This is a genomic window from Paracidovorax konjaci (genome assembly GCF_900112675.1).
GTDB classification, from domain to species: domain Bacteria; phylum Pseudomonadota; class Gammaproteobacteria; order Burkholderiales; family Burkholderiaceae_C; genus Paracidovorax; species Paracidovorax konjaci.
The window spans coordinates 75,114-100,072 of sequence record NZ_FOMQ01000008.1; the positions used below are offsets into that span (position 1 = coordinate 75,114).

24 protein-coding genes are annotated in these 24,959 nt (G+C 68.6%); 10 read left to right on the forward strand and 14 right to left on the reverse strand.

Annotated features, from left to right (window positions below; translation table 11 throughout):
* Positions 1–237: 237 nt before the first annotated feature.
* The 6 genes from BM144_RS13675 to BM144_RS13700 all read right to left on the reverse strand — a co-directional run bounded on the left by BM144_RS13675 (position 238) and on the right by BM144_RS13700 (position 6,652).
* Positions 238–1,974, reverse strand: coding sequence for a sulfatase-like hydrolase/transferase (locus BM144_RS13675; protein ID WP_092953165.1), 1,737 nt, complete (start codon positions 1,972–1,974; stop codon positions 238–240).
* A 209-nt stretch (positions 1,975–2,183) separates the two neighbouring features.
* On the reverse strand, positions 2,184–3,290 hold the full coding sequence (locus BM144_RS13680; protein WP_092953167.1) for an SDR family oxidoreductase: 1,107 nt from the start codon (positions 3,288–3,290) through the stop codon (positions 2,184–2,186).
* Between the two features lie 122 nt (positions 3,291–3,412).
* Positions 3,413–4,660, reverse strand: a complete 1,248-nt coding sequence (locus BM144_RS13685) for a hypothetical protein (protein WP_092953169.1) — start codon at positions 4,658–4,660, stop codon at positions 3,413–3,415.
* A gap of 171 nt (positions 4,661–4,831) precedes the next feature.
* Positions 4,832–5,521 (reverse strand): exopolysaccharide biosynthesis protein, encoded by a 690-nt coding sequence (locus BM144_RS13690; RefSeq protein ID WP_175526019.1) that lies wholly within the window; start codon positions 5,519–5,521, stop codon positions 4,832–4,834.
* Between the two features lie 149 nt (positions 5,522–5,670).
* Positions 5,671–6,174, reverse strand: coding sequence for a DUF1579 domain-containing protein (locus BM144_RS13695; RefSeq protein ID WP_092953376.1), 504 nt, complete (start codon positions 6,172–6,174; stop codon positions 5,671–5,673).
* 43 nt (positions 6,175–6,217) lie between these two features.
* On the reverse strand, positions 6,218–6,652 hold the full coding sequence (locus tag BM144_RS13700) for a VOC family protein (RefSeq protein WP_092953173.1): 435 nt from the start codon (positions 6,650–6,652) through the stop codon (positions 6,218–6,220).
* Between the two features lie 96 nt (positions 6,653–6,748).
* Here BM144_RS13700 and BM144_RS13705 point away from each other — a divergent pair, with 96 nt between their 5' ends.
* Positions 6,749–7,438: a TetR/AcrR family transcriptional regulator gene (locus BM144_RS13705; protein ID WP_434802667.1), complete on the forward strand. Its 690-nt coding sequence runs from the start codon at positions 6,749–6,751 to the stop codon at positions 7,436–7,438.
* Between the two features lie 10 nt (positions 7,439–7,448).
* Here the strand turns inward: BM144_RS13705 and BM144_RS13710 are convergent, their stop codons facing one another.
* From BM144_RS13710 to BM144_RS13730, 5 genes are all read right to left on the reverse strand, one after another.
* The gene (locus BM144_RS13710) at positions 7,449–7,754 is read right to left on the reverse strand and encodes a hypothetical protein (protein WP_092953175.1); all 306 of its coding nucleotides are present in this window, start codon (positions 7,752–7,754) and stop codon (positions 7,449–7,451) included.
* On the reverse strand, positions 7,751–8,611 hold the full coding sequence (locus tag BM144_RS13715; protein ID WP_092953177.1) for a hypothetical protein: 861 nt from the start codon (positions 8,609–8,611) through the stop codon (positions 7,751–7,753). Before BM144_RS13715 ends, BM144_RS13710 begins: the two co-directional genes overlap by 4 nt.
* 70 nt (positions 8,612–8,681) lie before the next feature.
* Complete coding sequence (locus tag BM144_RS13720; protein ID WP_092953179.1) at positions 8,682–9,305, reverse strand: DUF1439 domain-containing protein; 624 nt, start codon at positions 9,303–9,305, stop codon at positions 8,682–8,684.
* Between the two features lie 82 nt (positions 9,306–9,387).
* Positions 9,388–10,233 (reverse strand): DUF6216 family protein, encoded by an 846-nt coding sequence (locus BM144_RS13725; protein ID WP_092953181.1) that lies wholly within the window; start codon positions 10,231–10,233, stop codon positions 9,388–9,390.
* 75 nt (positions 10,234–10,308) lie between these two features.
* Entirely contained in the window at positions 10,309–12,138 is a 1,830-nt protein-coding gene (locus tag BM144_RS13730; protein ID WP_092953183.1) for a 3'-5' exonuclease, read from the reverse strand.
* 208 nt (positions 12,139–12,346) lie between these two features.
* On the opposite strand from BM144_RS13730, the gene BM144_RS13735 reads away from it, so the two are divergent.
* Positions 12,347–12,772, forward strand: coding sequence for an HD domain-containing protein (locus BM144_RS13735; RefSeq protein ID WP_092953185.1), 426 nt, complete (start codon positions 12,347–12,349; stop codon positions 12,770–12,772).
* A 27-nt stretch (positions 12,773–12,799) separates the two neighbouring features.
* On the opposite strand, the gene BM144_RS13740 is transcribed toward BM144_RS13735, so the two are convergent.
* Positions 12,800–13,405, reverse strand: a complete 606-nt coding sequence (locus BM144_RS13740) for a class I SAM-dependent methyltransferase (RefSeq protein WP_092953187.1) — start codon at positions 13,403–13,405, stop codon at positions 12,800–12,802.
* 170 nt (positions 13,406–13,575) lie between these two features.
* On the opposite strand from BM144_RS13740, the gene BM144_RS13745 reads away from it, so the two are divergent.
* Positions 13,576–14,457 carry an alpha/beta fold hydrolase gene (locus BM144_RS13745; protein WP_092953189.1) on the forward strand — a complete coding sequence of 294 codons (882 nt, stop codon included), beginning with the start codon at positions 13,576–13,578 and terminating at the stop codon, positions 14,455–14,457.
* Between the two features lie 11 nt (positions 14,458–14,468).
* On the opposite strand, the gene BM144_RS13750 is transcribed toward BM144_RS13745, so the two are convergent.
* Positions 14,469–14,852 (reverse strand): VOC family protein, encoded by a 384-nt coding sequence (locus BM144_RS13750; protein ID WP_092953191.1) that lies wholly within the window; start codon positions 14,850–14,852, stop codon positions 14,469–14,471.
* A gap of 280 nt (positions 14,853–15,132) precedes the next feature.
* Here BM144_RS13750 and BM144_RS22795 point away from each other — a divergent pair, with 280 nt between their 5' ends.
* The gene (locus tag BM144_RS22795) at positions 15,133–16,347 is read left to right on the forward strand and encodes a DUF6161 domain-containing protein (protein ID WP_139225716.1); all 1,215 of its coding nucleotides are present in this window, start codon (positions 15,133–15,135) and stop codon (positions 16,345–16,347) included.
* An 18-nt stretch (positions 16,348–16,365) separates the two neighbouring features.
* On the opposite strand, the gene BM144_RS13760 is transcribed toward BM144_RS22795, so the two are convergent.
* Positions 16,366–16,845 carry an RDD family protein gene (locus tag BM144_RS13760; RefSeq protein ID WP_092953195.1) on the reverse strand — a complete coding sequence of 160 codons (480 nt, stop codon included), beginning with the start codon at positions 16,843–16,845 and terminating at the stop codon, positions 16,366–16,368.
* Positions 16,846–17,219: 374 nt separating this feature from the next.
* On the opposite strand from BM144_RS13760, the gene sbcD reads away from it, so the two are divergent.
* From sbcD to BM144_RS13790, 6 genes are all read left to right on the forward strand, one after another.
* Positions 17,220–18,461 carry an exonuclease subunit SbcD gene (gene sbcD / locus BM144_RS13765; protein WP_092953197.1) on the forward strand — a complete coding sequence of 414 codons (1,242 nt, stop codon included), beginning with the start codon at positions 17,220–17,222 and terminating at the stop codon, positions 18,459–18,461.
* Complete coding sequence (locus BM144_RS13770; protein WP_092953199.1) at positions 18,458–21,961, forward strand: AAA family ATPase; 3,504 nt, start codon at positions 18,458–18,460, stop codon at positions 21,959–21,961. Before sbcD ends, BM144_RS13770 begins: the two co-directional genes overlap by 4 nt.
* A 516-nt stretch (positions 21,962–22,477) precedes the next feature.
* Positions 22,478–23,383 (forward strand): hypothetical protein, encoded by a 906-nt coding sequence (locus BM144_RS13775; RefSeq protein ID WP_092953201.1) that lies wholly within the window; start codon positions 22,478–22,480, stop codon positions 23,381–23,383.
* A gap of 29 nt (positions 23,384–23,412) precedes the next feature.
* Complete coding sequence (locus BM144_RS22800; protein WP_139225717.1) at positions 23,413–23,919, forward strand: DUF1240 domain-containing protein; 507 nt, start codon at positions 23,413–23,415, stop codon at positions 23,917–23,919.
* Between the two features lie 8 nt (positions 23,920–23,927).
* Complete coding sequence (locus BM144_RS22805) at positions 23,928–24,422, forward strand: DUF1240 domain-containing protein (protein ID WP_139225718.1); 495 nt, start codon at positions 23,928–23,930, stop codon at positions 24,420–24,422.
* Entirely contained in the window at positions 24,419–24,943 is a 525-nt protein-coding gene (locus tag BM144_RS13790) for a hypothetical protein (RefSeq protein ID WP_139225719.1), read from the forward strand. Before BM144_RS22805 ends, BM144_RS13790 begins: the two co-directional genes overlap by 4 nt.
* Positions 24,944–24,959 lie beyond the last annotated feature (16 nt).

Below are 24,959 nucleotides of genomic sequence, written 5' to 3' on the forward strand. Positions count from 1 at the left end.
TGTGGTCCTGTGCTGAAGGGCCGCGGCGCCATGCCGCGGCGCGGTGGCAGGGGAGGAAAGCGGAAGGGGGAGAAAGGAACGAACCGAAAGGCGCGGAGCGGGCCACGCGCAGCGGCCGGCTGAGGCCATCGTAGGCAGGCGGGGGGCCGCCCGCTGTAGGAGGAGGCCCCACACGCCCCGGCATCCACCGCGCGCCCGGCGGCGGGCCGGGCCCTCCGCCCCGCCCCCGGCCCGACGTCAGTGCGGTGAGGGCGACGGCGGCGACGGCGGCTGCGCGCGCGGCGTCTCGGCCAGCGCCGCGACCGAGGGCGGCAGCCACCGGTAGCGCGCATCGAGCACGTCGCGGTCGGGCCGGTAGCCCTTCCACTCGATGCGCAGCAGGTTCACCAGCGTGTGCGCCGCCCAGTCCGCGCGCAACGGGCGCTGCGCGAGGCCCAGCGGCGCGAGCGGCGCCCGGCCGTTGTGCCACACGATGGCCGGTATGCGGTAGCCCGCCTCGGTGCCCGGGCTGTGGCCGGCCCAGTTGGCGCCGTGGCCCACCTCCTGCCCGTGGTCCGAGAGGTACATGAACGCGCGGTAGCCGCCGGGCGCGCCGCCCTCGCGCGTGCGCTGCAGGAGGGTGGAGACGATGCCGTCGTGGTAGAGCACGGCCGCGTCGTACTCCTCGCGGCGGTCGCGCAGCCAGCCGGGCCGGCCCGCGCGCGCGAGCGTGGCATCCACCGCGTCGGGGTGGTCGTCGAACGGGTTGGCGCCCGGCGGAAAGCGCAGGTCGTAGTGCGGGTGCGCGCCCAGCAGGTGCAGCACCAGCAGCTTGCGCGGCGCGGGGTCGGCCAGCGCCTCTTCCACGCAGTCGAGCACCTCGCTGTCGAGCGAGGCGCCGGAGCGGCCCGGCGTGCGGTTGTTCATCTCGAATTCATCGGCCAGGCGGCCGTGCAGCTGCTCGATGCCCACGTCGTCGTGGTTGCTCATCCACCAGACCTTGTAGCCCGCCGCGCGCGCCACCGCGATCGCATGGTGCGGGTGCGCCTCGTCGGGCTCGCCGAAGCGGAAGAAGCTGCGCAGCGCGGGCAGCGTGGTCGCATCGGCCGACCAGGCCTGGAAGGCCGTGAACGCCTCGCCCAGCGCCGCCTGCTGCGCCTGCAGGCCCGGCGTGGTGGGGCGGCCATAGCCGTAGAGCGACATGTTGTCGCGGTTCACGCTGTCGGAGATCACCAGCACCACGAGCGCCGGCCCGTCCTCGGCCATCGTGGGCGCATCGGCGCGGGCGCGTTCCAGCAACACCTGCCGCGCCTCCTGCTGGTGGGCCCAGCCGGTGCGCACGTGCTCCACCTTGTGGTTCCACTGCGCCCAGTAGGCCAGCGGATGCAGCCGCCGCCAGGGCTTGCTCGCATAGGCCGCGGCCCCCGTCAGCATCACCGCCCCGCCCAGCCCCAGCAGGGCCGCGCGGCGCGACCGCGAGCGCGGCACCGGCGCCACCGCCGGGGCGGCAGCCCCTGCCGCGCGCTGCGGCGGGCCGCCGCGCCGGCCCCGCAGCACGCACACGGCCAGCACCGCGGCCACGGCGCCCACGAAGCCCGCCGCCAGCAGCGCGCCGCGCCAGTACATGCGCAAGAACTCGGCGCTCTCGCGCGCATTGGTGTTGGCGGCGGCGCCGAGCACCATCGCGCTGTCGGGGGCGGCCTGGTAGGTCTGCAGCAGGTAGGCCCGCGCCACGCCGTCCAGCACGAACACCATCGCCCACGCCCACAGCAGCACGGCGCGCAGCCGGTGCACCCAGCGGCTGCGCACGGGCCAGAACAGCCACGCGAAGGGCGGCGCGGCCAGCACCGCCAGTTGCGCCACGCGCTTGCCGTCGTGGCCCAGCACGATCAATCCCAGCGCCACCAGGCAGGCCAGCACCAGCGGCAGCCAGCCGCCGCGCAGCGACGCCCGGAGCCAGGGGGTGGAGGAAGGGGATCGGGAAGAAAAAGCCATGCGGGGGCGGCCGCGGGGCTGGCATGGCAGCCGCCCACGGCCGGGAAAACAGTGCGGGCGCGGCATTGTGCCGCGCGGGCAATGGCCCCGTGCCACCGTCCAGGATTCGGCCGGCCGGGCGCCCCGCGAGCGGCCTCTTCAAGAAGAAACCGGCTCCATGCCGCCAGTTCCATTGGATAGTTTGCTATTGATTCAATAGCAAACAGGGGTCATGGACGGCGGCGGCCCGCCCACCAGCCGTAGGCGAGGCCCGCCACGCCGAGCGCCGCGACCAGGCCCAGCGTGCCGGCGCGCCGCTTGCGGTGCCCGCCTTCCACGGCCGTGCCGAGCGACGGCGAGAACAGGTTGCCCTCGCTCTCGGCCTCGGGCCTGGCGCGCGCCAGGCCCCAGTCGGAGAGGCAGCGCATCCAGCGGGCCACGGTGCCCGGGGCGACCGCATGGGCCACGCGGCCGGGCAGCGCGCCCATGCCCATCCACGTCACCGCGCGCGGGCGCAGCGCCCGCGACAGCGCCACCACCGCATCCGCAACCCGGTGCGGATCGACCATGGGCAGCGGCGGCCGGATGCGCCGGCCCGTGTAGTTGGCGCCGTGCGAGAGGCCCGGCGAATCGACGAAGGTCGGCGCCACGTCGCAGATGTGGACGTGCGGCAGGTCGGACACCTCGGCGCGCAGGCTCTCCGAGAGGCCGCGCAGGCCGAACTTGCTGGCCGTATAGGCGGCCGCATAGGGCGCCGGCACCCAGCCGCCCACGGAGATGAGGTTGACGAGCCGGCCCGCGCCGCGCTCGCGGAAATGCGGCAGCACGGCGTGCGCGCCATGCAGGTGGCCCAGCAGGTTGGATTCCACCACGCGGCGGTGCGCCTCCACGGGCACCTCGTCGAAGCGGCCGATCGCGCCCACGCCCACGCCGTTCACCCAGACGTCGATGCGCCCGAAATGGCGCAGGGCCTTGTCCGCCAGCGACTGCACGGCCGCGGCGTCGGTGACGTCCGTGGGCACGCCGATCGCATGGCCGCCGGCCTTGCGGCAGGCCAGCGCCACGGGCGCAAGCGTGTCGGCGCTGCGCGAGGCCAGCACCAGGCAGGCACCGCGCCGCGCGAAGGCCAGCGCGATGGCATGGCCGATGCCGCTGGAGGCGCCGGTGATCACCACCACCGGGTGCTCCGGCACATGGCCGGCCGCGGACGCGGCGGAGGAGGAAGGGTCGGAAGCCGCCTCGCCGCCGTCGGCAGGGGCCGGCGGCGTTGCGGAAGCGGAGGAAGGAGCGGAACGCGCGTGGCGATCGGAATCGTCGAAAGCGTCTGAAAGGGGCATGGAGGATGTCCTGCGAGAGCGTGCCCGGCCCTTATGGCCGGGCTCTTGCCCCGGTTGTAGGCCATGCCGTGCCCCGGCCGCGTAGGACGATGCCGGTCACGCCCCGCGCACCGCCGCGCGACTCAGTAGCCGTTGCTCACCGATTCCTGGTGCCTGCGTTGTTCGGCTTCGTCCGCCGCACGACGCTCGGCCGCGGTGGTGGGGATGCTGTCCATCAGGCCCTGGCCGCCCATCCGGCGGATGGCACGGTCGCATTCGGCCACGATCTTTTCGAGCGCGGAATAGTTGGCGAAGCCGCGCAACATGGCCTCCAGCTCCGCGCGTGCGGCCTGCGGCACGTTGTTGCCTTTCAGCGCGGCCTTCAGCGTTTCGGCATTCGCGGCAAGGTCCTTGATGGGGCCGAACTGCTCGCGCGCCCGGCGCAGGGCGGCCGCGTTGCTCTGCAACGCACGCCTTTGGGAGCCCAGGTCCCCGGAGACGACGGGCTCCGGTGTCCGTGAAAAATCCCGGAGCATGCCCATCTGCCGGGCGCCGCCGCGGTCCGCGCCGTTCAGGATGTTGCTCATGAGGATGGTGCCGGTGCGCTGCTCCTTGAGCGCATCGATCGCGTCGTCGGCATCGTCGGCGGCGTCGTAATCCCCGTCCATTTCCGCGTTGTCGCGCAGGTTGATCAGGTCGTAGAGCTGCCTGTCCGAGGCCCTGACCTGCTTCAGCAGCGCCTCCGCGGCCTTCTCCAGCGGCGTCTGCTCCGGCTTGCCCGCCTCCGCCGTGGACACCGCGGGCCGGGGCACCGCGGCCGTGGCGGGGCGCTGGGCATGGACCACGTTCGCGGGCCGCGCGGCCGCAGCGCCGTGCGCCGTGCCCAGCGCATGCTGCAGCCCCACGGGCCGGGGCTTCGCCTGGGCCGGCGGCTGGAACTTCGCCGCGGGGGCAGCGCCTGCGGAAGACTGCGCCGTGGTCGCGGAGTGCGGCCCGGCCGGGCGGCCCGGCGGCGCGGCGAATTTCGACGGCTTGGCGTGCGACTGCTGGAAATGCTGCGCCGCAGTCGGATAGTGCGAAGGGGCCGGACGCGGGGGCGCCGGCCGTGCCGGCGGCTGCGAGGTGCCCTGCGGCCGGGCGGCGGCCGAATGCACGGCGTGCGCCGGGCCCTGCGGGGCCGCGTGCTTCGCCGCCCCCGGCGCCGCGTTGTTGCGCGGCCCGATGGGCGCCTGCTCCTGCCGGCCATACCGTGCGCTCAGCCCCTCGTGCTGTGAAAGCTTGCTGGACTGGGGCAGCTTCGTGTAGCCCTTGGCCAGCGCCGACAGCTGGCCGAAGCCGCTCTGGACCTTCTGGGCCCCCTGTGAAAACAATCGCTTGGCGGATATCGACATCGTTGCGCTCCGAAGCGCGAGGCACGGTGGGCCGGCACGGCGCCGACCGATCCCGGTGGATCGCGGTGAAGAGCCTCCAGCATGGTCCGCGGCCCCCCTCGCACCCACCACCCGCACGAAGCGGTGCGCCGCTGCGCGAAGCAACCCCATGCTCCGCGCACCGGCACGCAGTCAGGCCACCAGCACGAGCAGCAGCGCGGCCAGCCCGGCCAGTGCCATCGCGCCCAGCATCAGCAACCCGTCGCGCGCCATCACCGAGAGGCCGAACATCGCCACCGCCGCCATCGGCGCCGAGCTGGCGAAGGGCACGAGTTCCAGTGGCGGCACCGTGCAGGCCAGCGCGATGCAGCCTGCCGCCGCGATCCGGACGAACGCGCCGCCCGTCAGCGCGCACAGCCGGCCATGGAACCACCGGTCCGCGCGCTCGGCCCACGGCCGCAGCCGGCGAACCGCGCCCGCCAGCCGCGCCGCCCCGAGACTGCGCCGCGCAAGCAGGCCCGGCACCCACACATGGCGGCGGCCGAACAGCATCTGCGCCGCGAACAGCACCACGACGCAGGCCAGCGCCGTGGGCACGCCCGGCACCGCGCCCACGGGCGAAAGCTCCAGCAGGGCCGGCACCACCAGCAGCGGCCCGTAGCTGCGGCTGCCGAAGGCGCTGACCATGTCGCCGACGGTCACCGCGCCGGCCTGCCCGGCCAGCGCCTCCAGTTGGTCGAGGATGTCCGCCAGGCTTTCGGCATGCACCACGCGCACCGCCACCGGTACGGGCGGTGCGACGGCAGGCGCAGCAGGGGCGCAGCGTTCCGGAGTGATCGGAATGGCGGCAAGGGGGGTCGGAGGGTCGGTGCGGCGTTTCATGGGGCAGGCGCGGGGGCACGGCGTCGCGGCCCGCGCGGACAGGGCGTCGCCCGGCAGGCCTTTTCTTTTACTGTGCCGCCCGCGCCGGGCCGGGCGCTGTAGGACGGCTCCGCGCACGCCCCGCCAACCGGTGCGGGGCCGTCACAAACTCAGGGCGCTTCCGGCAGCGGCCGCACGCGCCGGTAGGTGGCCCGCATGAACGATTTCCACTGCCCGTCGGGCTGCAGCGCGGACGAGGTCAACGCACGCTCGTCCGGCCCCAGCAGCGTGATGGTGTCGCGGTAGCGCATCAGGGTGCCGTTGCCCGTGAAGCTCGGCCCCTCGGTCTCCAGCGCGAGCACCGTGCCGCCCGCATCCAGCGTGCCGCGGTAGATCCACTGGTGGGTCATCATCGATCCCACCCAGTGGCCCACGAACGCCTGCTGGTGCGGGTCGTAGCCCAGCGTCATCCGCACGTGGGCGGGGCCGCCACCGGGCATCCCGCCCTCGCCCTCGCACACCACCCAGAGCGCGCCGAGCCGCCGCACGCGCTCGGTGCCAGTGCCGTGGGCGGGCGGCTGCCCGGGGCCCATGTCGGCGCTGGATTCGACGGTCCAGTCGCCCTCCAGCCGGTGGAGCCAGCGGTGCTGCTCCTGCGGTTCGGGAATCTCCATGAATGCCTCCTTGCCGTGTTGCGCCAAAGGAAACGCCGGCCCCTCAGGGCTGCGGCGCCACCACCATCCAGGGCACGCCGAAACGGTCGGCCACCATGCCGAACGCGGGCGAGAAGAAGGTCGGGCCGAGCGGCATCTGCACCTGCCCGCCCTCGCCTAGCGCCGCGAAGACGCGCTCCGCATCGGCCGCATCGGCGGGCGTGAGCGCCAGCGAGATGCCCTCGAAGCGGGGCTGCCCCGCGCACATGCCGTCGGATGCCAGCAGCAGCGTCTCGCCGATGCGGAATTCGGCATGCATGACCTTGTCGGGCGACGGTGCGGGTGCGCCCGGCGCGCTGCCGCAGGTGCCGTCCTGCGGCGGCTCGGGGTTGTCCTGGAAGCGCATCAGCGCGGTGACCTCGGCGCCCAGCGCCTGCCGGTAGAAGGCCAGCGCCTCCTCGCAGCGGCCGTCGAAGAACAGGTACGGTTGGGCTTTCATGCAGGCTCCTCAGTGGGGGAAATCGGGGGTGGAAGGCGGTGTGCGGGGCCGAAGGATGGCTTTATGTGAACACCGTACACAAAGGTAGCAGAGACAATGGACGCTGTCCACATCGCAAACGCCATGACCGTTCCCGCTTCCGTTCCCGCCTCTGCCTCCACCGCCGCCCCGCGCGCCACCTACCGCCACGGCGACCTGCGCCGCGCCCTGCTCGATGCCGGGCTGGAACTGGCGCGCCAGGGCGGCCCGGACGCGGTCGTGCTGCGCGAGGCGACCCGGCGCGCGGGCGTGGCGCCGAATGCGGCCTACCGGCACTTCGCGAGCCGGCAGCACCTGCTGGACGCCGTGCGCGCCGCCGCCGTGGCGGCCATGGCCGTGTTCATGGAAGAAGAACTCGCGCGCGTGCCGGAAGACGCTCCGCCCGCCGAACGCGCCTATGGCCGGGTGCGCGCCGTCGGCCGGGGCTACCTGCGCTTCGCCCAGTCGGAAACCGGGCTGTTCCGCATGGCGTTCGGCCAGCCCTTCACGGTGGACAGCGAACCCGATCCCGACAAGGGCGGCGGCAGCGGCCTCAACCCCTTCGAGCACCTGGGCGCGGCGCTCGACGACCTCGTGGCCGCGGGCGCCCTGCCCGCTGCGCGCCGGCCCGGCGCGGAATACCTGGCCTGGTCCACCGTGCACGGCATGGCCTTCCTCGCCATCGACGGCCCGCTGCGCGGCGCCCCCGAAGCACTGCGCGACGTGCTGGCGCAGCGGCTGCTCGACATGGTGGAACGGGGGCTGTAGGCAGGCCGGCTCAGGTGCGCCAGAACTGCCACCAGCGCCGCGCGGGCGGGGAGGCTGGCCGAGCCGCGGGGGCCTGGCAGGGCTGCGGGTTCTGCGCACGCAGCTGCGCCAGCGCTTCGGCGCAGGGGCGCGATGCCAGGGCCTGCGCCGCCGTGCAGTGCGCCGCGCAGAAATAGGCCAGGCCCTCGGGGTGGCCCAGGCCGGACGCTTCGGCGCCTTCGTGGTCGGCGAACTGCACCCAGGCGCCCTGCGGGCCGCCGCGGTCCGCCTCCTGCGCGGCCGTGGTGCCGCACACCGCACAGACCGCCGGGTTCATCGCCCGGGCTCCGAGGCGATGACGCCCAGGACGGGAATGACGAGCCTCGGCGCCTCGTGGGCCACCGACTTGACGAACACATTGCGGATCAGTGCCGCCTGCACCGGGACGATCGAGGTGGCCGCGTAGAGGCGGCACAGCTCGTCGGGGTGCGACACCACGCCCTTCAAGCCGTTGCCCACGGTCCGGTCCATGTAGCGGAGCTGCCCGTAGACCGTGCGGAAGGCGTAGATGGCATGCCCGCCGATGAGCTTGCTGCCGTTCATCACATGCACGGACAGCATCACCACGCTGCCGTCGAACGGCACCATGCGCTCGGCCTCGCGGAAGGAAGAGATGTTCTTCACCGTACCGACCTGGGCGCCCAGTTGCCGCAGGTACGACATCCCCGTGGCCAGGTTGGGAATGCGCCAGAGCGCGTTCATGTTCATGCCCAGCGCCTTGGCCACGTCCTCGACGTTCGCCAGCAGCTTGCCGTTGAACTTCTGCCCCACCTGGGCGAACGCCTTCGCCGAGGCGATCCAGAAGCAATTGGGCCCGCCCGTGTCGGCCACCACCTTCGCGATGGACAGGCCCTTCGCGGAGCGGTAGAGGCTGGCCGCCTTGCCCACCGGGAACACCGCCACGAACCGCAGCGCGTCCTGCCCGGCGCCGCGCAGCGTGCCCTCCTTCATGCCGTCGCCGAGCCGCAGGATGTCCACGAAACCGGCACCGAACGTCATCAGCGCCTTCGTGGACGCCGCCGTGATCATCGCGCCCTGGCTGTACTGGCTGGACTCCACCCACTGGTCCAGGATCTGCTCGGACTCCCGGCGCTGCCCGTCGAACCAGTCCGCCGCCTGTGTGAATTTCCACATGGGTCCCATTCCTCCCGTTCAAAAAGATGACAACGAAAAAAGCCCGGGCGCGCCTGCGGCGGCGCCCCCCTCAAGGCACCGGCTTCTGCACGAAATCCACGCGCAGCCCGCGCTCCGTCACGGTGATCGGCCCGGGCTGCATGCCCAGCCCGTCGGCCAGGGCCAGGTCCTGCGGGCGCAGCGTGTGCAGCACCACCTCGCCCAGCGACTGCGTGGCCAGCTGCTGCGCGTAGGTATTGAGCAATTCGGACATCGGCGGCTTGAGCCCGTCGATGCGCAGCGTGTTCACATGGACCTGGTGCGCGCGCAGCGTACGGTCGGACGCCTCGTAGCGCAGCGCGAAATCCACGTCGAACGTGCCCGCGTAGCCCCGCTGCCCGCCGGACAGCAGCGGCCCGGAGGCAATCACCGGCAGCACGGCATTCACCCGGTTCTGCGCGGGCAGCATGCGCAACTGCGGCACCTGCAGATCCAGGTCCAGCAGCCCCGCCACGGGATAGCGCCGGGGCATCTTCTCGGCCAGCGCGTCGTGGATCTGCGCGGTGGTGATCGTGTAGCGGGGCTGGGCCCGGGCGGCAGGGGCCGCGAGCCCGAGCGCCAGGGTCAGCGCGGCGATGCGGGCGATGCCGAGGCGGGCAGGCCATCCGCGCGGCGCCGAGGGCGGGCGGGGGGCCGGAAAGGAAGAAAAAGGCATGGGCCGATTTTGGCCCGGGGGACCGCGGATGTGCCCGCGGGGACGTAACACTTGGTCTCGCGCGGAGCGCGGGGCACGGCCGTCAGAAATCGAATTCCATCTGCGTGGCAGGCAGGGCGGGGTCCACGCCGCGGCGCAGGAGCTTGCGTGCGCAGGCGATGCGCACGGCCCACACGGCGGTGCGGTATGCAAAAAAGAGAATCAAGGCCGCAAGGGCCGCCAACGCGCTCCGCTGTTCTCGGAGAGCCTTGGTCTGGTACGCACCGAACTCGCGATCCTTGAGCAGGGAGCACATGATCGCGATGTCGCTTTCCACAAAGCCGATGCGGCGGGCTTCCTCCGCTCGCGATTTATCGCAATCTCCTGCAGTCAACGCGGGCGCCGAAAACGGTGGAAAAGGCCAAGACTTGCGCAGTCTCGTTTCCTCGGCGAAAAAGGCCTGCCCCGTTTTCTTCAGAGTGATCAGGGGAGGCAAAGTCATTGACCAGGCAAACACCAGCCCCGCCACCATGAGCACCATGGCGGCAACCCCCAGCGCATGCCCCATCCACCGCTGCGGCAGCCACCGCTCCCTGATGCGCCGCGCCTCCGGATCGAAGTAGGTGCCGCACATGCGCAACCCCCCCAGATTCACGTTCCGCGCAGCGCACCACGCCATCAGGGCCTGCGCCTCGCCCAGGCTCGCCACGCGCACGCCCGCGAACACGTGGAAGGCGGCCAGGTTGTTCTGCTCTTCCACATAGGCGCGAATGACGGGGTCCGATATCTCCTCCTTGCCGTGCACCAGCAGCCAGACGCGCCGGCGCAGCATGTGCCAGGACTCCGTCTGCCACACCATCCACAAAAAGAGGCCGCCGAGCCCGATGGCGACGCCCAGCGACCCGAGCGCCGCAATGTCCGCAACCTTGATGGCAGCGATGCCGTCCATACCGAAACCTCCCTCTCGTCTCCTGCCTGCCGTATCGCCGGCCAGGCGCCCGTGCGTCGCGCGGCAGCCTGCCCCTCAGGCCGCCGCCAGCGCCCCTTCCAGCCGCTGCGCGAACTCCGCTTCCCCGCTCACCATCACCACCAGCCGGTGCGTGGCGCGCGTGGCCGCCACGTAGAAGAGTCGGGCCTCTTCGCGCTCGTCCTCGCCGTCGGCCGGCATCTGGCCGGCACCCACCAGGGCCACCACCGGGAATTCCAGGCCCTTGCTCGCGTGCATGGTCATGACCTTCACCGTGTCGTCGGCCGGGTGGAAGGTGCCCGCGCCCTTGCGCACGTGGTGCGGAACGCCCTTGTGGCGCAGCGCGGCGGCGCATTCCTCCATCTGCGCATAGTGGCGGCACAGCACGGCCATGTCGCCCCAGGCATGGCCTTCCTGGTGCGCGGCCGCCAGGCGGCGGGCCACCTGCACGGCCTCGGCCTGGAGGGTGGGCAGGCGCACGATCACGGGGGCCTCGCCGTCGCGGCCGCAGCTCACGGGCTGCAGCAGCGGCACGCCGTCGTCGCCGCTGTCTTCGGGCGCGAGCAGGTCGGCCGCGATCAGGTGCGCGGTCTGCAGGATCTGCCGCGTGTTGCGGTAGTTGATCTTGAGGATGCTGGTGCGGCCCTGCGCCTGGATGCCGACGCTGCGGAAGCTGAACTGCTTTTGCCGCGCGCGGGCATAGATGCTCTGCGCGTCGTCGTAGAGCACGAGCAGGCTGTTGGTGGCCGGGTCCACCATCTGCGCCACCAGCTTGAGCCATTCCGGCGCGAAATCGTGGCCTTCGTCGATGAGCACGCCGGCGTACTGTCCGCTCGGGATGTGGCCCTTGTCCACGCCGCGGACCACGCGGTCCACCATGTCGGCGAAGAACGACTCGCGCGGCAGCGAGGGCGCCGGCAGGCCCTGCCCGAAGGCCACGAGCTGCGCGCGCGCCCACTTGTGGAAATGCAGGCAGTGCACGCGGTCGGACAGGCCCTTGGCCTCCATGGTGCTTGCCAGCTTCACGGCCAGCGGCTCGTTGTAGCAAAGCACCAGCACCGGCTTGCTGCCCGGGGCTGCCGTGCCCTGCAGCCGCGCGAGGTGCTCGGCGCGGTAGCCCAGGATCATGGTCTTGCCCGAGCCCGCCACGCCATGGATCACGCGGTGGCCTTCGCCGAGCGAGCGAGCGAGCTGCTCCTGCTGCAGGTCCATCACGCGCAGCAGGTCGGGAACGTCGTCGGCCGCCTCCGCAGCGGCCGGCGCGTGGCCCGGCGCCGGCACGCGCACCTCGGGAAACATGTGCCAGCGCACGCGGTCGATCTGCGGCAGCGACATCGCCCCGCCGAAATGGTGCGGGAACATGCCCCAGAGCCGCTGCTGGAAGGTCTCCGCGTCCACGTCTTCGAGCATCTCGTCCTGGCAGACCACGTAGTGCGGCGCAATGGCATCGCCCAGGCCCGCAGCCTCGAACTGGCGGCGCGTGATGCGCGTGAACACCACCCCGTGCCCCCATGGGAAGGCCAGCTTGCCCTGGTGCGGCCCCGCGGGTTGCACGAGCTGCGGGTCGCGCTCCAGCGCGCAGTGGCGGGCCTGCTCCAGCGGGTTCTTCACGATCTTGGGAGCGCCGCCGTCCGGAGCGATCTCCCAGTATTGCCGCGTGGCCTTGCGCACCGTTTCCAGGCGCCAGTCCTTGGTCTCCAGGATCAGCACGCCGCGCCGCGGGTGCATCACCACGAAGTCCGGGTACGTCTGCTTCGGCCCTACAGGCACGTCGTACCAGAGCCGGTAGTCGCCATCGAGCTTGCGCTCCAGCCGCTCCGCGAGCCGACGCTCGCCCGAAGTCATGCGGGTTGCACACGTGCCGATGGCCGGGATCAGCGTCGCCACGGGGCGCCTCCTTCTCTGGGTTTTATGGGTTTTGTATCAATTTGCAATCTTACGCCAGAAGCGTTTTCTTTCTGCCTGATGGAAACCACAGTGCAGGCTCGGCGGAGTCCCTCGGCGGCCCCATGGATGGGCTCGCGCCCCGCACAATGCAAGGCCCGCGGCCCGGCCAACGTCGGCACCGCATCGACGGAAAAAAAGGAAGTGCCCCATGCCGACCCTGGAACGCGCGATCGCCATCGCGGCCGAAGCCCATGCCGGCCAGACGGACAAGGCCGGCCAGCCCTACATCCTCCATCCGCTGCGCGTGATGCTGCGCCTGCACGGCGTGCACGAGCGCATCGCCGCCGTGCTGCACGACGTGGTGGAAGACACGCCCGTCACGCTGGACCGGCTCGCCCGGGAAGGCTTCGCGCCGGAGGTGCTGGCGGCCGTGGAGGCGCTCACCAAGCGCCCCGGCGAATCGCGCACCGAGGCCGCGCACCGCGCTGCTGCCCACCCGGTGGCGCGGGCCGTGAAACTGGCCGACAACGCGGAAAACTCCGACCTCTCGCGCATTCCCGAGCCCACGGCGCGCGACCGGGAGCGCCTGGAGGAATACCGGCAGGTGCGCGAAATCCTGCTGCGCGCACCCTGACGCGGGCCCCGGCGAAGACCGCCCGGGCTACCCGCCCGCGCACTCCAGCTCGAACAGCGGCACATCGGCCGCCCGGCTGAGCCACAGCCCGCCGCCCACCTCGCGGAAATGGCGCGACAGCCCGCGCCGGTAGGCTTCGGCGCGGTGGCGGAACAGCAGCGGGTCGGTCAGGTCCTCGTCGATGATGTCGCGCTCGTAGTCCTCGCGCGCCACGGCCTCCAGATAGAGCGCGCCGCGGCACAGCCGCCCGAGGTTGTCGAGCGCCGCCTTCAGGTCCGGCGGGCTCAGGTACGGCAGGACGCCCTGGCAGATGACGAAATCGAAGGGCTCACCCGCCGCGTAATCCACCACCGAGCCCTGCTGCCACCCGAAGCGCTCGCACAGGTAGGCGCTGACTTCCACCCCCTGGTAGCGTGCCGCCGGAAAGTGCTGCGCCACGAGGTTGCGCCACAGCCCGATGCCGCAGCCCACATCCACCACCCGCTCCACCGGCACGCGCAGGTACTTCAGGTAGCTGCACACGAAAGCCCCCAGCCGCTCCATGTGCTTCGGGTCCACCACGCTGGTCTTCTTGTCGAAATAGAAGCGCTGGTAGTAGGCCTCGTCGAAGAGGGTCGGGCTGGCGGATTTCAATGGGGCAGTCCTTGGGTGGAGGATGAGACAGACGGAAGGGAACGAAAACACGGAGGGCCCCGACGGAGGGGGCGCGGTGGCGGCGAGTATCCCGTATCGCCCTGCCTGCCCGCGCACCCGTTCGCCTTGGCGACCGGCCGTGCCTCCGGCCCGCGACACAATGGCCCGGCATGAACCCTCCCTCCACTGCCCTGCCCCACCGTGCCGCCGAGTTCCGTGACGACCGGGTGGACACGCCCCGAGGCCGCCTCTTCGTGCGGCGCTGGAGCGCCCCGCCCCCGTCCGGCGCAGGAGCCGCATCGGAAGCGGGAACGCGGGCTGAGCTTCACCCCGCGCCCATCGTGCTCTTCCACGATTCGCTGGGCTGCGTGGCACTGTGGCGCGACTTCCCCGGCGTGCTGTGCCGCGCCACCGGCCGCGACGTGATCGCCTACGACCGCCTCGGCTTCGGCCGGTCCGACGCGCGCACGGGCCCGCTGCCGTTCGATTTCGTGGAAGAAGAAGCGCGCACCAGCCTGCCGGCACTGCGCGCGCACCTGGGCGTGGAGCGCTTCGTGGCGCTGGGGCACAGCGTGGGCGGCGCCATGGCCGTGCACTGCGCGGCGGCAGCGCCGGGGAATTGCATGGCACTGGTCACCATCGCTGCCCAGGCCACGGTGGAAGAGCGCACGCGGCAAGGCATTCGCGAGGCACGCGACCAGTTCCAGGCCAGCCCCGGCACCCTGGACCGCCTGGCCCGCTACCACGGCGAGGCCCAGGCGCACTGGGCCCTGAACGCCTGGGTCGATACCTGGCTGCATCCGAACTTCGCCGATTGGTCGCTCGAAAGCGCCCTGGCACGCGTCGCCTGCCCCGTGCTGGCCCTGCACGGCGACCAGGACGAATACGGCTCCACCGCGCAGCCCGGGCGCATCGCCCAATGGGCCGGCGGCGCCGCGCGCGTGGAGATCCTGCCCGGTGCGGGCCACGTGCCGCACCGCGAGCAGCCTGCCGAACTGGCCGCGCGCATCGCACGCTTCCTGGCCGGCCTGCCCGCTGGCGCCGGGCGCTGACGGCCCGTCCGTCAGGCCTTGGGCGGACGGTGCATCGCGCAGAGCTTGTTGCCGTCCGGATCGCGCACATAGGCCAGGTACAGCCGGCCGGCCGGGCCTTCGCGGTAGCCGGGTGGGTCTTCGCAGGTCGTGCCCCCGTTCGCCACACCGGCGGCATGGAACGCATCGGCCTGCTCCGGCGACTGCATCGCGAAGCCGATGGTGCTGCCGTTGCCGTGCGTGGCCGCCTCGCCATTGATGGGCGTGGTGATGCCGAACAGGCCCTGCGGGCTGCGGTAGAAGTAGCGGTTCTTGTTGGCGACGCCGGGCGGCACGCCGATGGTGCCGAGCAGGGCGTCGTAGAAGCGCTTGGATTTTTCGAGGTCGGTTACGCCGACCATGACGTGGCTGAACATGGGGTGTTGTCTCCTGGAGGTTCGGCCGTCCCGGGAGGGACGGGAAAAGCGAGCCACACGGATCGTAGTGGGCTGAGAGATAGGGACGCAGTCACGCAGGCGCGGCCATGCTGTCCAGCGTCTTATCAGCATGCTGCTTACGCTATGCCCCGCATGTGAAACTCGCGGCTAAATTAGCTTTGACGGTCTTCTTCGACAAGCCACGCTATTTCAGCTGAACCGCGTGCGGACGGAAAAGAAAACTCTTGTTAAATAGAAAATCATTATTAGGAGGGAATAAATGTCAGACCCAAACGATTTTCAGGAAGCCCCTATTATTGAAATAGAGCTCTCTCATGGGGAAAAATTTTCACCGAAATCAATTCACGAATTACATGACTGGGTGCATGCAGAAGTGACTGCCTGGGGTTTTCTTCGAGCGCAATCTTTTGATACCACAGGAAACCTGCTGCCATTATCAAAAACTTTGGCAAGCCTGATCGGCCTCAGAGATTCATTGCAAAGATCCATAACCCAAAGGCAAGATCGTCCTCGAATTGAGGATCTATCAACATTTCAACAGCTATTCGTAGAGCAAAAACTACCTCACAGCAGCACCGCGATTGCAGGGGCGATCCGCGATTTCCATGAGCAATTCGGAGCGCGTGCCGCAGAGATTTATGCGGCAACGATTATTGAGCCACCCAACAGCAGATCGAGAAACAAGGCATCCATCGCAGATTGGCATGCTTTCACTCTCGGCATCATCGATCGATATAACATCCTGCACACTTCCCATGACGGTCCGTTGAAAAACAGGATGGATATCGTTGACAGGCTCTCGACCGACCTAAAGCAACACTACGCAGAATCCTCCGACCGCTTTAATCATTTAGAGACACGGTATGAAGAATCCATACAACTCTCACAGTCTGCTCTGGAAAGTCATGCCAAAAACCACCAAGCCCTGCACGAGAAACACCAGGACGGTATGGAAACGATTCGAAAGACTTTCCGTGAAGAAATTGCCTTGAGAGAACCCAACAAATATTGGCAAGGCAAATGCAGCCGCCATCAGATGTACGCAACGATCTGGGGCATAGCCACCGCCATCCTCCTGGCCATTGCAATGCTTGGCTTGGCGCACTTCGCGCCGGATTACTTTTCCAAGATGGACTCCCTACCCTCCATCGAATCCGGCAAACCCTATCCGGCAGTCGTCGCCCATGACACTTGGCGCATCGGAGTGTTCGCGCTGATGGCGATCTTCGGCTTCTGGGCCGTGCGCCTCGTGGTCAGAATGTTCCTCAGCCATCTGCACCTTCATGCAGATGCCAGCGAGCGGATGGTCATGCTCCAGACGTATCTGGCCCTTATGGAAGGCAACAAGTTGGAAGACAAGGACGACAGGAAACTGATTCTCCAAGCACTTTTTCGCCCCAGTACGGATGGACTGGTAAAGGACGAATCCGCCCCACCATCCATAGGCGAATGGCTCACTAGAAGCGGGAAGTGAAAACGCAGGCGTCTGATTTCACACGCCCCCCGTGAACTTCACCGCCTCCGCGCCGCGCTTCTTCGCCCGCACCACCACGGTCCCCGCCAGCTTGTCGTGCCAGCCCTGCTTGCGGCCGTCGAAGGCCACCCAGAGCAGGCCCAGGCCCAGCGGGACGGAGGAAACGAAGTACCCCAGGTAGCGGCCCACGGACTGGCGCGGCGTGAGCGGCCGGCCGGTGGCGGCGTCCACCACGCGGGCGCCGATGGCCATCTTGCCGGGGGTGGCCTGACGGCTGATCCAGAAGAGCACCACGGCCACGGCCGGCAGCACCCAGGAGATGAGGAAGTCCGCCGGGCCCATGAGCAGGCGTTCGGACTCGAAATATGCCCGCCCGTAGATCGCCAGCAGCAGCGGCACCGTGACGACCAGCAGCAGCACCGTGTCGATCAGCGTCGCGCCCACGCGCGCCCAGAAGCCGACGTATTCGAGATCGGGAAAGCCATCGGGGTCGGTCATGGGAATCGCTTCTTTCTTTCTGCGGGTTGAACAGGAACAAGAAAAGGAAAAGGCCGGGTAGCCGGCGCATTCTGGCGCAGCGGATAGGCGCCCGGGGCCCCCGGTCTTCGGGTGCATGGCATTCGTTTCCGATGGGCGCTGCAGGCAGAGGCCATGGCGCCCCGCCGGCCGGGCCCGACGCTGGAACGCATGCGCAAGGGCCTTGAAGCGTTTTTGGCTCCATGCCGCCGGATCCATTCGATTGTTTGCTACATATTCAATAGCACTCTTCGATGGATACCGTACCGCCGTGCTTTCCGCCCGCGCGGGAGCCCGCACCGTGCCGCCGCAGAATAGGCCCCTGCCCCTCAGCCGCCCCAGAACATTCCAGCCCCATGCGCATCCTCCACACCTCCGACTGGCACCTCGGCCAGCATTTCATGGGCAAGAGCCGCCAGGCCGAGCACGCGGCGCTCATCGACTGGCTGCTGGCGCAGGTCGATGCCCACGCGGTGGATGCGGTGCTGATCGCGGGCGACGTGTTCGACACGGGCACGCCGCCCAGCTACGCACGCGGGCTCTACAACGATCTGGTGCTGAAGCTGCACCGCGCGGGCGTGGCGCTGCTGCTGCTGGGGGGCAACCACGATTCCGTCGCCACGCTGGGCGAGAGCCGCGATCTGCTGGCCGTGCTGCAGACCACCGTGGTGGGCGCGGTGGGCCGACCGGAAGACCACGTGGTCGTGCTGCCGCGCCGGGGCGGCCGCGGCGAGGCGGGCTGCGTGGTGTGCGCGGTGCCGTTCATCCGCCCGCGCGACGTGCTGCAGAGCCAGGCCGGGCAGAGCGCCGAGGACAAGCAGCAGTCGCTGCAGGCGGCCATCCAGGCGTATTACCAGAGCGTCCACGCGGCGGGCCGCGCGCGCCAGGCGCAGTTGCAGGAGGCGCTGGGCCGGCCGGTGCCGCTGATCGCCACCGGGCACCTCACCACGGTGGGCGCGAGCCGCAGCGAATCGGTGCGCGAGATCTACGTGGGCTCGCTCGACGCCTTCCCCACCGCCGCCTTCCCGCCGGCCGACTACATCGCGCTGGGGCACATCCACCAGCCGCAGAAGGTGGGCGGGCTGGAGCACATCCGCTATTCGGGCTCGCCCCTCCCGCTGGGCTTCGACGAGGCGCGGCAGACCAAGGAGGTGCTGCTGGTCGATCTCGGGGGCGGCGGGCTGGCGGGCGTCACGCCGCTGCCCGTGCCGCGCTTCCAGGCGCTGGTGTCGGTGGGCGGCAGCCTCGCTGCGCTGGCCGGGGCGATGGCCGAGGCGGGTGCGCAGGGCACCGCGCAGGCCCCCGCCTGGCTCGAAGTGACCGTGGCCGAGGACGACTACCTCGCCGACCTGCCCGCGCGCATCGCCGCGATGGCGCAGGGCCTGCCGGTGGAGGTGCTGCGCGTGCGCCGCCAGCGCCATGCCGCTTCGGCCGCCCTGGACGGCAGCGCCCGGGAAACGCTGGACGAACTCAGCCCGCACGACGTGTTCGCGCGGCGGCTGGCGCTGGAGACCGCACTGCCGCCGGAGCAGCAGGACGCGCTCGCGCAGCGCTACCGCGGCGTCGTGCGGGACATCACCGAAGGAGCGGCGCCATGAAGGTCCTCAAGCTGCGCCTCAAGAACCTGAATTCGCTCAGGGGCGAGTGGAGCATCGACTTCACCCGGCCGCCCTTCACCGAGAACAGCCTGTTCGCCATCACCGGCCCCACGGGCGCCGGCAAATCCACGCTGCTGGACGCCATCTGCCTGGCGCTCTACCACGAGACGCCGCGGCTCAAGAGCGTCTCCAAGTCGGCCAACGACATCATGACGCGCCACACGGCCGACTGCCTGGCCGAGGTGGAGTTCGAAGTGAAGGGCGCGGTGTACCGCGCGTTCTGGAGCCAGCGCCGCGCGCGCGACAAGGTGGACGGCGCGCTGCAGGACCCCAAGGTGGAACTGGCCCAGGTGGACCCCGCCACGGGCCTGGGCACCATCGTGAGCAGCCACAGCCACGACAAGCTGCGGCGCGTGGCCGAGATCACGGGGCTGGACTTCGCGCGGTTCACGCGCTCCATGCTGCTCGCGCAGGGCGGCTTCGCGGCCTTCCTGAACGCCAGCGCCAACGACCGGGCCGAGCTGCTCGAAGAGCTGACCGGCTCCGAGATCTACGGCGAGATCTCCCGCCGGGTGTTCGAGCGGGCGCGCGAGGAGCGCCAGCAATTGGACCAGCTCCGTGCGCGCGCCGATGGCGTGGAGCTGCTGCCGGACGAGCGCCGCGCCGCCATGGAGGCCGAGATCGGCGAGTGGTCGCTCGCGCTGGCCGACGTCCAGCGGGCGCAGGGCGACGCGCAGGCCCGGCGGCAGTGGCACCGGCAATGGGCGCAGAGCGCGCAGGCGCTGGAGTCCGCGCACGCCGCGCAGCACGCCGCCGAGGCCGCGCAGCAGGCCGCCGCGCCCGATCTGCGGCGCCTGGCCGACAGCGAGCCCGCGCAGGCCCTGCAGGCGCCGCACGCCGCGCTGCAGCAGGCGCGCACCGCACTGGCCGCCACCGACGACCTGCAAACCCGCCTGCAGGCGCAGCGCGCGCAGGAATCGGCCACCCAGCGGCAGCACCACCACCGCGCCCACACGCTGGCCGGCCACATCGCCCGCGCCGCACAGGACCGGCTCGCGCAGACCGAGGCCGCGCACCGGCTCCACGCCGACGACTGCGCGGCCAACGCCCCGCACGCGCTGCTGGGCGAGCGCCTGGGCGCATGGCGCCAGCAGTTCGCGCAGCGCCTGCGGATCGGCAAGCAGGTGGCGGATCTGCACACCGCCCTGGAGGCGCTGCGCACCGAAGCCGCCCAGCGCAGCGGCCACATCGACCGGCAGAGCGCCGCGGTGAACGCCGCGCTGCCAGCGCAGGCGGCCGCGGAGGCCGCGCTGCAAACCGCCGAGGCCGCGCAGCGCGAGCGGCTGGGCGGCCTCGGCCTCGCAGCGCTGCGCACGCGCTGGCAGCAGGCCCAGGACCACGCCACGGCCTGCAAACAGATCGTGCACCTGGGCGAGCAGCGCCGGGCGCTCGCCGCCCAGCAGGCCGCGCTGGCCGACCGGCTGCAGGAGGACGAGACCGCGGTGGCCGACCACGAAGCGAAGCGGCAGGCCCTGCGCGCGCAGCACCCCGTGCTCAAGGAACAGGTGGCGGACAAGCGCCGGCTGCTGGAGCAGGAGCGCCGCATCCAGAGCCTGGAACAGCACCGCCAGGCCCTGCAGCCCGGCGAGGCCTGCCCGCTCTGCGGCGCGCGGGAGCATCCCGCCATCGACGCCTACGCAGCGCTCGATCTCTCCGCCACCGAAGCCGCGCTGCAGCGCAAGCAGGCCGAACTGGACGAACTCGTCGCCACCGGCCAGGCCGTGGCCGCGGCGCTGGAAGGCCGCCGTGCCCAGCGCACCGAGCGCCTGCGCCAGCAGGAGGCCGTCGCCCGGCAGGTGGCCGACTGGCAGGCGCACTGGGACGCCGCCATCGCCGAGGCCGGCGCCCACCGTGGCACCCCGCTGCCTGCCGACGGCTGGCAGGACGCCGGTAGCCTGGCTGCCGCACAGGAGGCCGCCGCCGATGCGCTCACGCAGCAGGGCCAGGCCCTGCAGGCGGCCGAAACGGGCGAGCAGGCCGTGCAGCGCGCGCTGGCCGAAGCCGGCCGGCAGGCCCAGGCAACGCAGGCCGCGCGGCACCAGCTCGAACTGCTGCAGCAGGCCGCGCTCGCCGCGCAGGCGCGCGAAGCCACGCTGGAGCAGGACCTCCACACCGCCCAGGCCGAGGCTGCATCGCTCGAATCGGCGCTGCGGGCCACGCTGCACGAGGCCGGCCACGCACTGCCCGAAGACCCCACGCCCTGGCTGCAGGCGCGCGAGGCCGAATGGAAGCACTGGCAGCGCCTGCAGGAGCAAATGCACGTGCTGGCCCAGGCCATCACCCGCCAACAGGCCGAGCGGGACACCGCGCAGGCGCAGGCCGCGGCCTGGGCCCAGCGATGGGCCGCCGTGCAGGCGGCCGGCGGCGCGGAAGGCCATGCAATCGACCCACCGGCATCGGACACCCCGGAAGACGCTACCGCCACCGCCGAGGCCGACCTGCCGGCCGCCCTGGCCGCCAGCACCGACGCCATCGACCGCCTCGCCCAGGCCCTGGCCGCACTCGATGGCCGCCTGGACCAGACCCGCGCCACGCAGGAGCAGCAGGCCCTGGCACTGGAGGCCGCAGCCCGGGCCTGGCAGGACGCACTGGAGCGCAGCCCCTTCGCCGACCAGGGCGCCTTCGAGGCCGCGCGGCTGCCCGAGGCCGAACGCCAGCGCCTGGCGGACCTGAAAGACCGCCTTGCCGCCGCGCAGCACAGCGCCAGCGCCCTGCTGCAGGCCGCACAGGACCAGCACGCCCGGCTGCTGCAGGCCGGGCAGGCGGATCCCCCCGAGCCGCTGGAAGCGCTGGAAACCCGGCTGCACGACCTGGAGGCGCAGCGCAGCGCCCACAGCGAGCGGATCGGCGCCCACCGCGCCCTGCTGGCGCGCGATGCGCAACTGCGCACCGACCGGCAGGCCCTGTGGGAGCAGATCGGCCGGCAGACCGCCGAATCCGATCTCTGGCAACGGCTGGACGGGCTCATCGGCTCGTCCAAGGGCGACAAGTTCCGCAAGTTCGCGCAGGGCCTCACGCTCGATCACCTGCTGCACCTGGCCAACCGGCACCTCGCCCGCCTGCACGCGCGCTACCTGCTGCGCCGCAAGCCCACCGGCGAGCTGGAGCTGGACATCGTGGACGCCTGGCAGGGCGACGTCGCCCGCGACACGCGCACCCTCTCGGGCGGCGAAGGCTTCCTCGTCAGCCTCGCCCTGGCCCTCGCGCTGTCGGACCTGGTGAGCCACAAGACCTCCATCGACTCGCTCTTCCTCGACGAAGGCTTCGGAACCCTCGACGGCGACACGCTGGAAGTGGCCCTCACCGCGCTCGACTCGCTCAACGCCAGCGGCAAGATGATCGGCATCATCAGCCACGTGGAAGCGCTGAAGGAACGCATCCCCGCGCAGATCCGCGTGGAAAAGGGCGGGGGCATCGGGCATTCGCGGCTGGTGGTGTGAGGGCGGGGTGAAGACCCCCACCCATTCACCGCCAGACGCCGGACGACCTACAGGCATGCCGGCCACGGAGGCGACCTGCCGTCCGCTTCGCCCGAAGGGGTAATGCCGGCCCTTGTCGCCGCACCAGGCAAGGCCTCGTTTATGGGCGGCATGCACGGATGTTTGGGGTCTTTTAGGCTCCATGCCGCCGGATCCATTGAAAAGTTTGCTCACTTTTCAATAGCACATGCTACGGTCGTTCCACCGCCGAAGCAGACGGCTCCCCAATGGCAGGGGGCGAAAACCCTCGCAAGGCACCGACGCAGCCGGCCGTTTTCCGAGCCTGCCAATTGGTCGATTTTCTCCGGGGCTTTTGAAAATAGATCAAGGGCTTGAATTAAATATTTACAACCCGCGCCCTGCCCCGTGAATCGAAAAAGAGGGAAAACCGAATCCCCACCGGAGCCGGCCATTTGAAAACCGCTCTTCCGATGCAAGAATCCGCGCCGCCCAAACAACAACCAACACGGGAGAAGCATGAGCGCGGAACTGGCGGCCACTTTCTACACCATGGGTTATGCGCAGAGCATCGCGCAATCGATGGAAAACAATCAGGCGGATATCCTGGTACTGACGCCGAACCAATACTTCAGCATCCTGCAAGATAAATCCCGCCATAACCCGCGGCTGGAAAACACCCTGCGCACCATTCTCGCCAACACCGCCTTCGGCCAATACTGGGCACAGACCGTCAGCCCCAACACCTCCGAACCCTGGGTGGGCCCCGCAGCCCAGAGCGCCAACGACGCCCTCGCCATCACGAAGACGCTGAACGCCATCGGCATGGCGGGCATCAAGAGCTACGTGAAGTCCACGGCCAGCGGGACGTACATCATCATCAAGGGCTATGCGGCGCACCGCAGCGGGGCGCTGACGGGGACGCGGTATCTGGCGACGAATCCGATCATGATGAAGCTGGGGCTGGGAATGCAAAGCTTGTCCGGGATCGCCAAAGGCGGCTTCCTGCTGGGCGTGACCGTCTCTACTGGGATTGAAACGATGGACTTCATCTTCAACGACGAAAAGACGATGTATGACTTGGTAGGGGGGATTGGCGTGGAAGCGGTGAAAGGTGGGCTCGGGGCACTGATCGGGTATGGAGCTGCCTTATTGATTGGTTCTGCCACATCCATCGCGATACTGCCTTTTGCCGTAATGGCAGTGGTTGCGTTCGGCGCAGGCTATACAGGGAATATCATGGATAGCAAATATCAAATCAAGGCCAAAGTTATTGCGGCGCTGAAGAATTCATCTGAAAAAGTGCCCACCGGACTCTATAGGATCAACGAAAATTCTAGGGCATGGCTCGAAGAGGTCGCACATGCATTCAAGGAATCTACCGAAAGATCAATGAACAACATCCACGAAGAGTTAGTCAACTAGCTTTGCCCGATCTGCAAGAGATAATCAACATGAGCATTTCTCCCGAAGAAATTAACAAAAGCAGAAAGGCTCTGATATGGGGCCTTCCTTACACCATTGCAGTACTCCCTCTATTTTATTTCTTTGGGCTTATCCCTCTCATGGAAAGCATCAGAGACGTCATTGAAGAAGCGCCCTCCGCAAGACTAGGCAGCGCCGCGATTCTAAGTCCTGTGATCATCATTTTGATCAGCCTCGCTGTGCTTTGTATTGCGTTAAAAGCCATTCCAGCAAGAGAGATATTTATTAATCATTCGGTCAGAGCAGTTAATTTCATGGGTTTCCTCTCTTTATTCATGCTAATTATTGGGATGCCTTTGGCGTGGTTTGCCCAAAACCAGTTGATGCCCAAAATTGGATATACCAAATGCAATATCCTGCAAGACCATCCCACTATCTGGTTCAATGATTGGGTTAGAAACCCCGCATGGTGCGTGGCTGGAAAGAGCAGAGAGTGGATTCGCGAGCAAGCCCAGAAACCAAAAAACCATTCCTGACATGTTGCATGTATGCCACTGTAGAAACCAAGAAAATCAGAAAATCGCTGATTTTGGGCGGACCTTTTCTGCTGGCGCTTCTTTGTTTTACATATTGCTTTGCTTTCAAAGAACTGATCACAACCATCCATGATCTCGCGAATATCTCACCACATGTCCGCATCACAGTCGCAAGTCTGGCCACCGTCAGCGCATTGCCCATATTGGCTCTCACATTAGTCATGCTGATGGTAAAAGCGGTTAACCCTGCACATAAGGCAACCCAATGGCTTAACAAAGCATTCAATATGGCTTTGTTCACTGGAATATTTATCATGTCCATCGGCATGCCAGCCGCCACCTTACTGCAATATCTGTACATGCCGCAGATGGGTTACTCACCCTGCAATATTCTTCAAGGCCATCCCAATAAATGGTCCAACGACTGGGTCAGGAACTCTCAGTGGTGTGTTCGTGGAAAAGACCGGGCTTGGGTGAAAGAACAGTCTGAAATGCATCCGTGAAGATGAGCAAAACGACGTCAGGCGTAGAAATCAGGCATATCAGAAGAACCCTGGCCTGGTACGCCCCATTGTCAGTGCTTGTTTCAAGTTTCTGCTATGTCTTTGGTGCCGCGCAACTCATGGCGATGGCCCAGGGCATCCGCGAATCTGCACCGTTTGTACGTATCGGCGTAGCGACCTTGCTCACGCCGATCATTATCTTGTTATCTTTGACTACCATGGCAGGCCTGATAGCAAAGGCGCTACCCGCCAACGACCACGTGATCAGAGTAACCGTTCGGCTGCTGGAGATAATCATCTTCTTCGGGGCAGTCGTTCTAATGAGCCTCCCCGCTGTTTCCTATCTACAGCATCGCCTCATGCCACGATGGGGCTATTTTGAATGCCATGAATTGGAAGGCCAACCCTCTCTCTGGTTCACTGACTGGGTCAGAAATAAGGACTGGTGCGCAAAAGGCAAAGACAGGAACTGGATTCTTGAGCAGGCGAAGAACAGTGCATTCATTGATGCACCAAGGTAATCAACCGGATTGATCC

Coding starts and splice junctions, on each gene's coding strand:
- BM144_RS22795 (WP_139225716.1), top strand. CDS start 15,133: ATGTCAGACCCAAACGATTTTCAGGAAGCCCCTATTATTGAAATAGAG.
- BM144_RS13700 (WP_092953173.1), bottom strand. CDS start 6,652: ATGAAAGCCCAACCGTACCTGTTCTTCGACGGCCGCTGCGAGGAGGCG.
- BM144_RS13770 (WP_092953199.1), top strand. CDS start 18,458: ATGAAGGTCCTCAAGCTGCGCCTCAAGAACCTGAATTCGCTCAGGGGC.
- BM144_RS13680 (WP_092953167.1), bottom strand. CDS start 3,290: ATGCCCCTTTCAGACGCTTTCGACGATTCCGATCGCCACGCGCGTTCC.
- BM144_RS13695 (WP_092953376.1), bottom strand. CDS start 6,174: ATGGAGATTCCCGAACCGCAGGAGCAGCACCGCTGGCTCCACCGGCTG.
- BM144_RS13710 (WP_092953175.1), bottom strand. CDS start 7,754: ATGAACCCGGCGGTCTGTGCGGTGTGCGGCACCACGGCCGCGCAGGAG.
- BM144_RS13750 (WP_092953191.1), bottom strand. CDS start 14,852: ATGTTCAGCCACGTCATGGTCGGCGTAACCGACCTCGAAAAATCCAAG.
- BM144_RS13735 (WP_092953185.1), top strand. CDS start 12,347: ATGCCGACCCTGGAACGCGCGATCGCCATCGCGGCCGAAGCCCATGCC.
- BM144_RS13675 (WP_092953165.1), bottom strand. CDS start 1,974: ATGGCTTTTTCTTCCCGATCCCCTTCCTCCACCCCCTGGCTCCGGGCG.
- BM144_RS13690 (WP_175526019.1), bottom strand. CDS start 5,521: ATGAAACGCCGCACCGACCCTCCGACCCCCCTTGCCGCCATTCCGATC.
- BM144_RS13725 (WP_092953181.1), bottom strand. CDS start 10,233: ATGGACGGCATCGCTGCCATCAAGGTTGCGGACATTGCGGCGCTCGGG.
- sbcD (WP_092953197.1), top strand. CDS start 17,220: ATGCGCATCCTCCACACCTCCGACTGGCACCTCGGCCAGCATTTCATG.
- BM144_RS13745 (WP_092953189.1), top strand. CDS start 13,576: ATGAACCCTCCCTCCACTGCCCTGCCCCACCGTGCCGCCGAGTTCCGT.
- BM144_RS22800 (WP_139225717.1), top strand. CDS start 23,413: ATGAGCATTTCTCCCGAAGAAATTAACAAAAGCAGAAAGGCTCTGATA.
- BM144_RS22805 (WP_139225718.1), top strand. CDS start 23,928: ATGTATGCCACTGTAGAAACCAAGAAAATCAGAAAATCGCTGATTTTG.
- BM144_RS13760 (WP_092953195.1), bottom strand. CDS start 16,845: ATGACCGACCCCGATGGCTTTCCCGATCTCGAATACGTCGGCTTCTGG.
- BM144_RS13715 (WP_092953177.1), bottom strand. CDS start 8,611: ATGTGGAAATTCACACAGGCGGCGGACTGGTTCGACGGGCAGCGCCGG.
- BM144_RS13720 (WP_092953179.1), bottom strand. CDS start 9,305: ATGCCTTTTTCTTCCTTTCCGGCCCCCCGCCCGCCCTCGGCGCCGCGC.
- BM144_RS13705 (WP_434802667.1), top strand. CDS start 6,749: ATGGACGCTGTCCACATCGCAAACGCCATGACCGTTCCCGCTTCCGTT.
- BM144_RS13685 (WP_092953169.1), bottom strand. CDS start 4,660: ATGTCGATATCCGCCAAGCGATTGTTTTCACAGGGGGCCCAGAAGGTC.
- BM144_RS13775 (WP_092953201.1), top strand. CDS start 22,478: ATGAGCGCGGAACTGGCGGCCACTTTCTACACCATGGGTTATGCGCAG.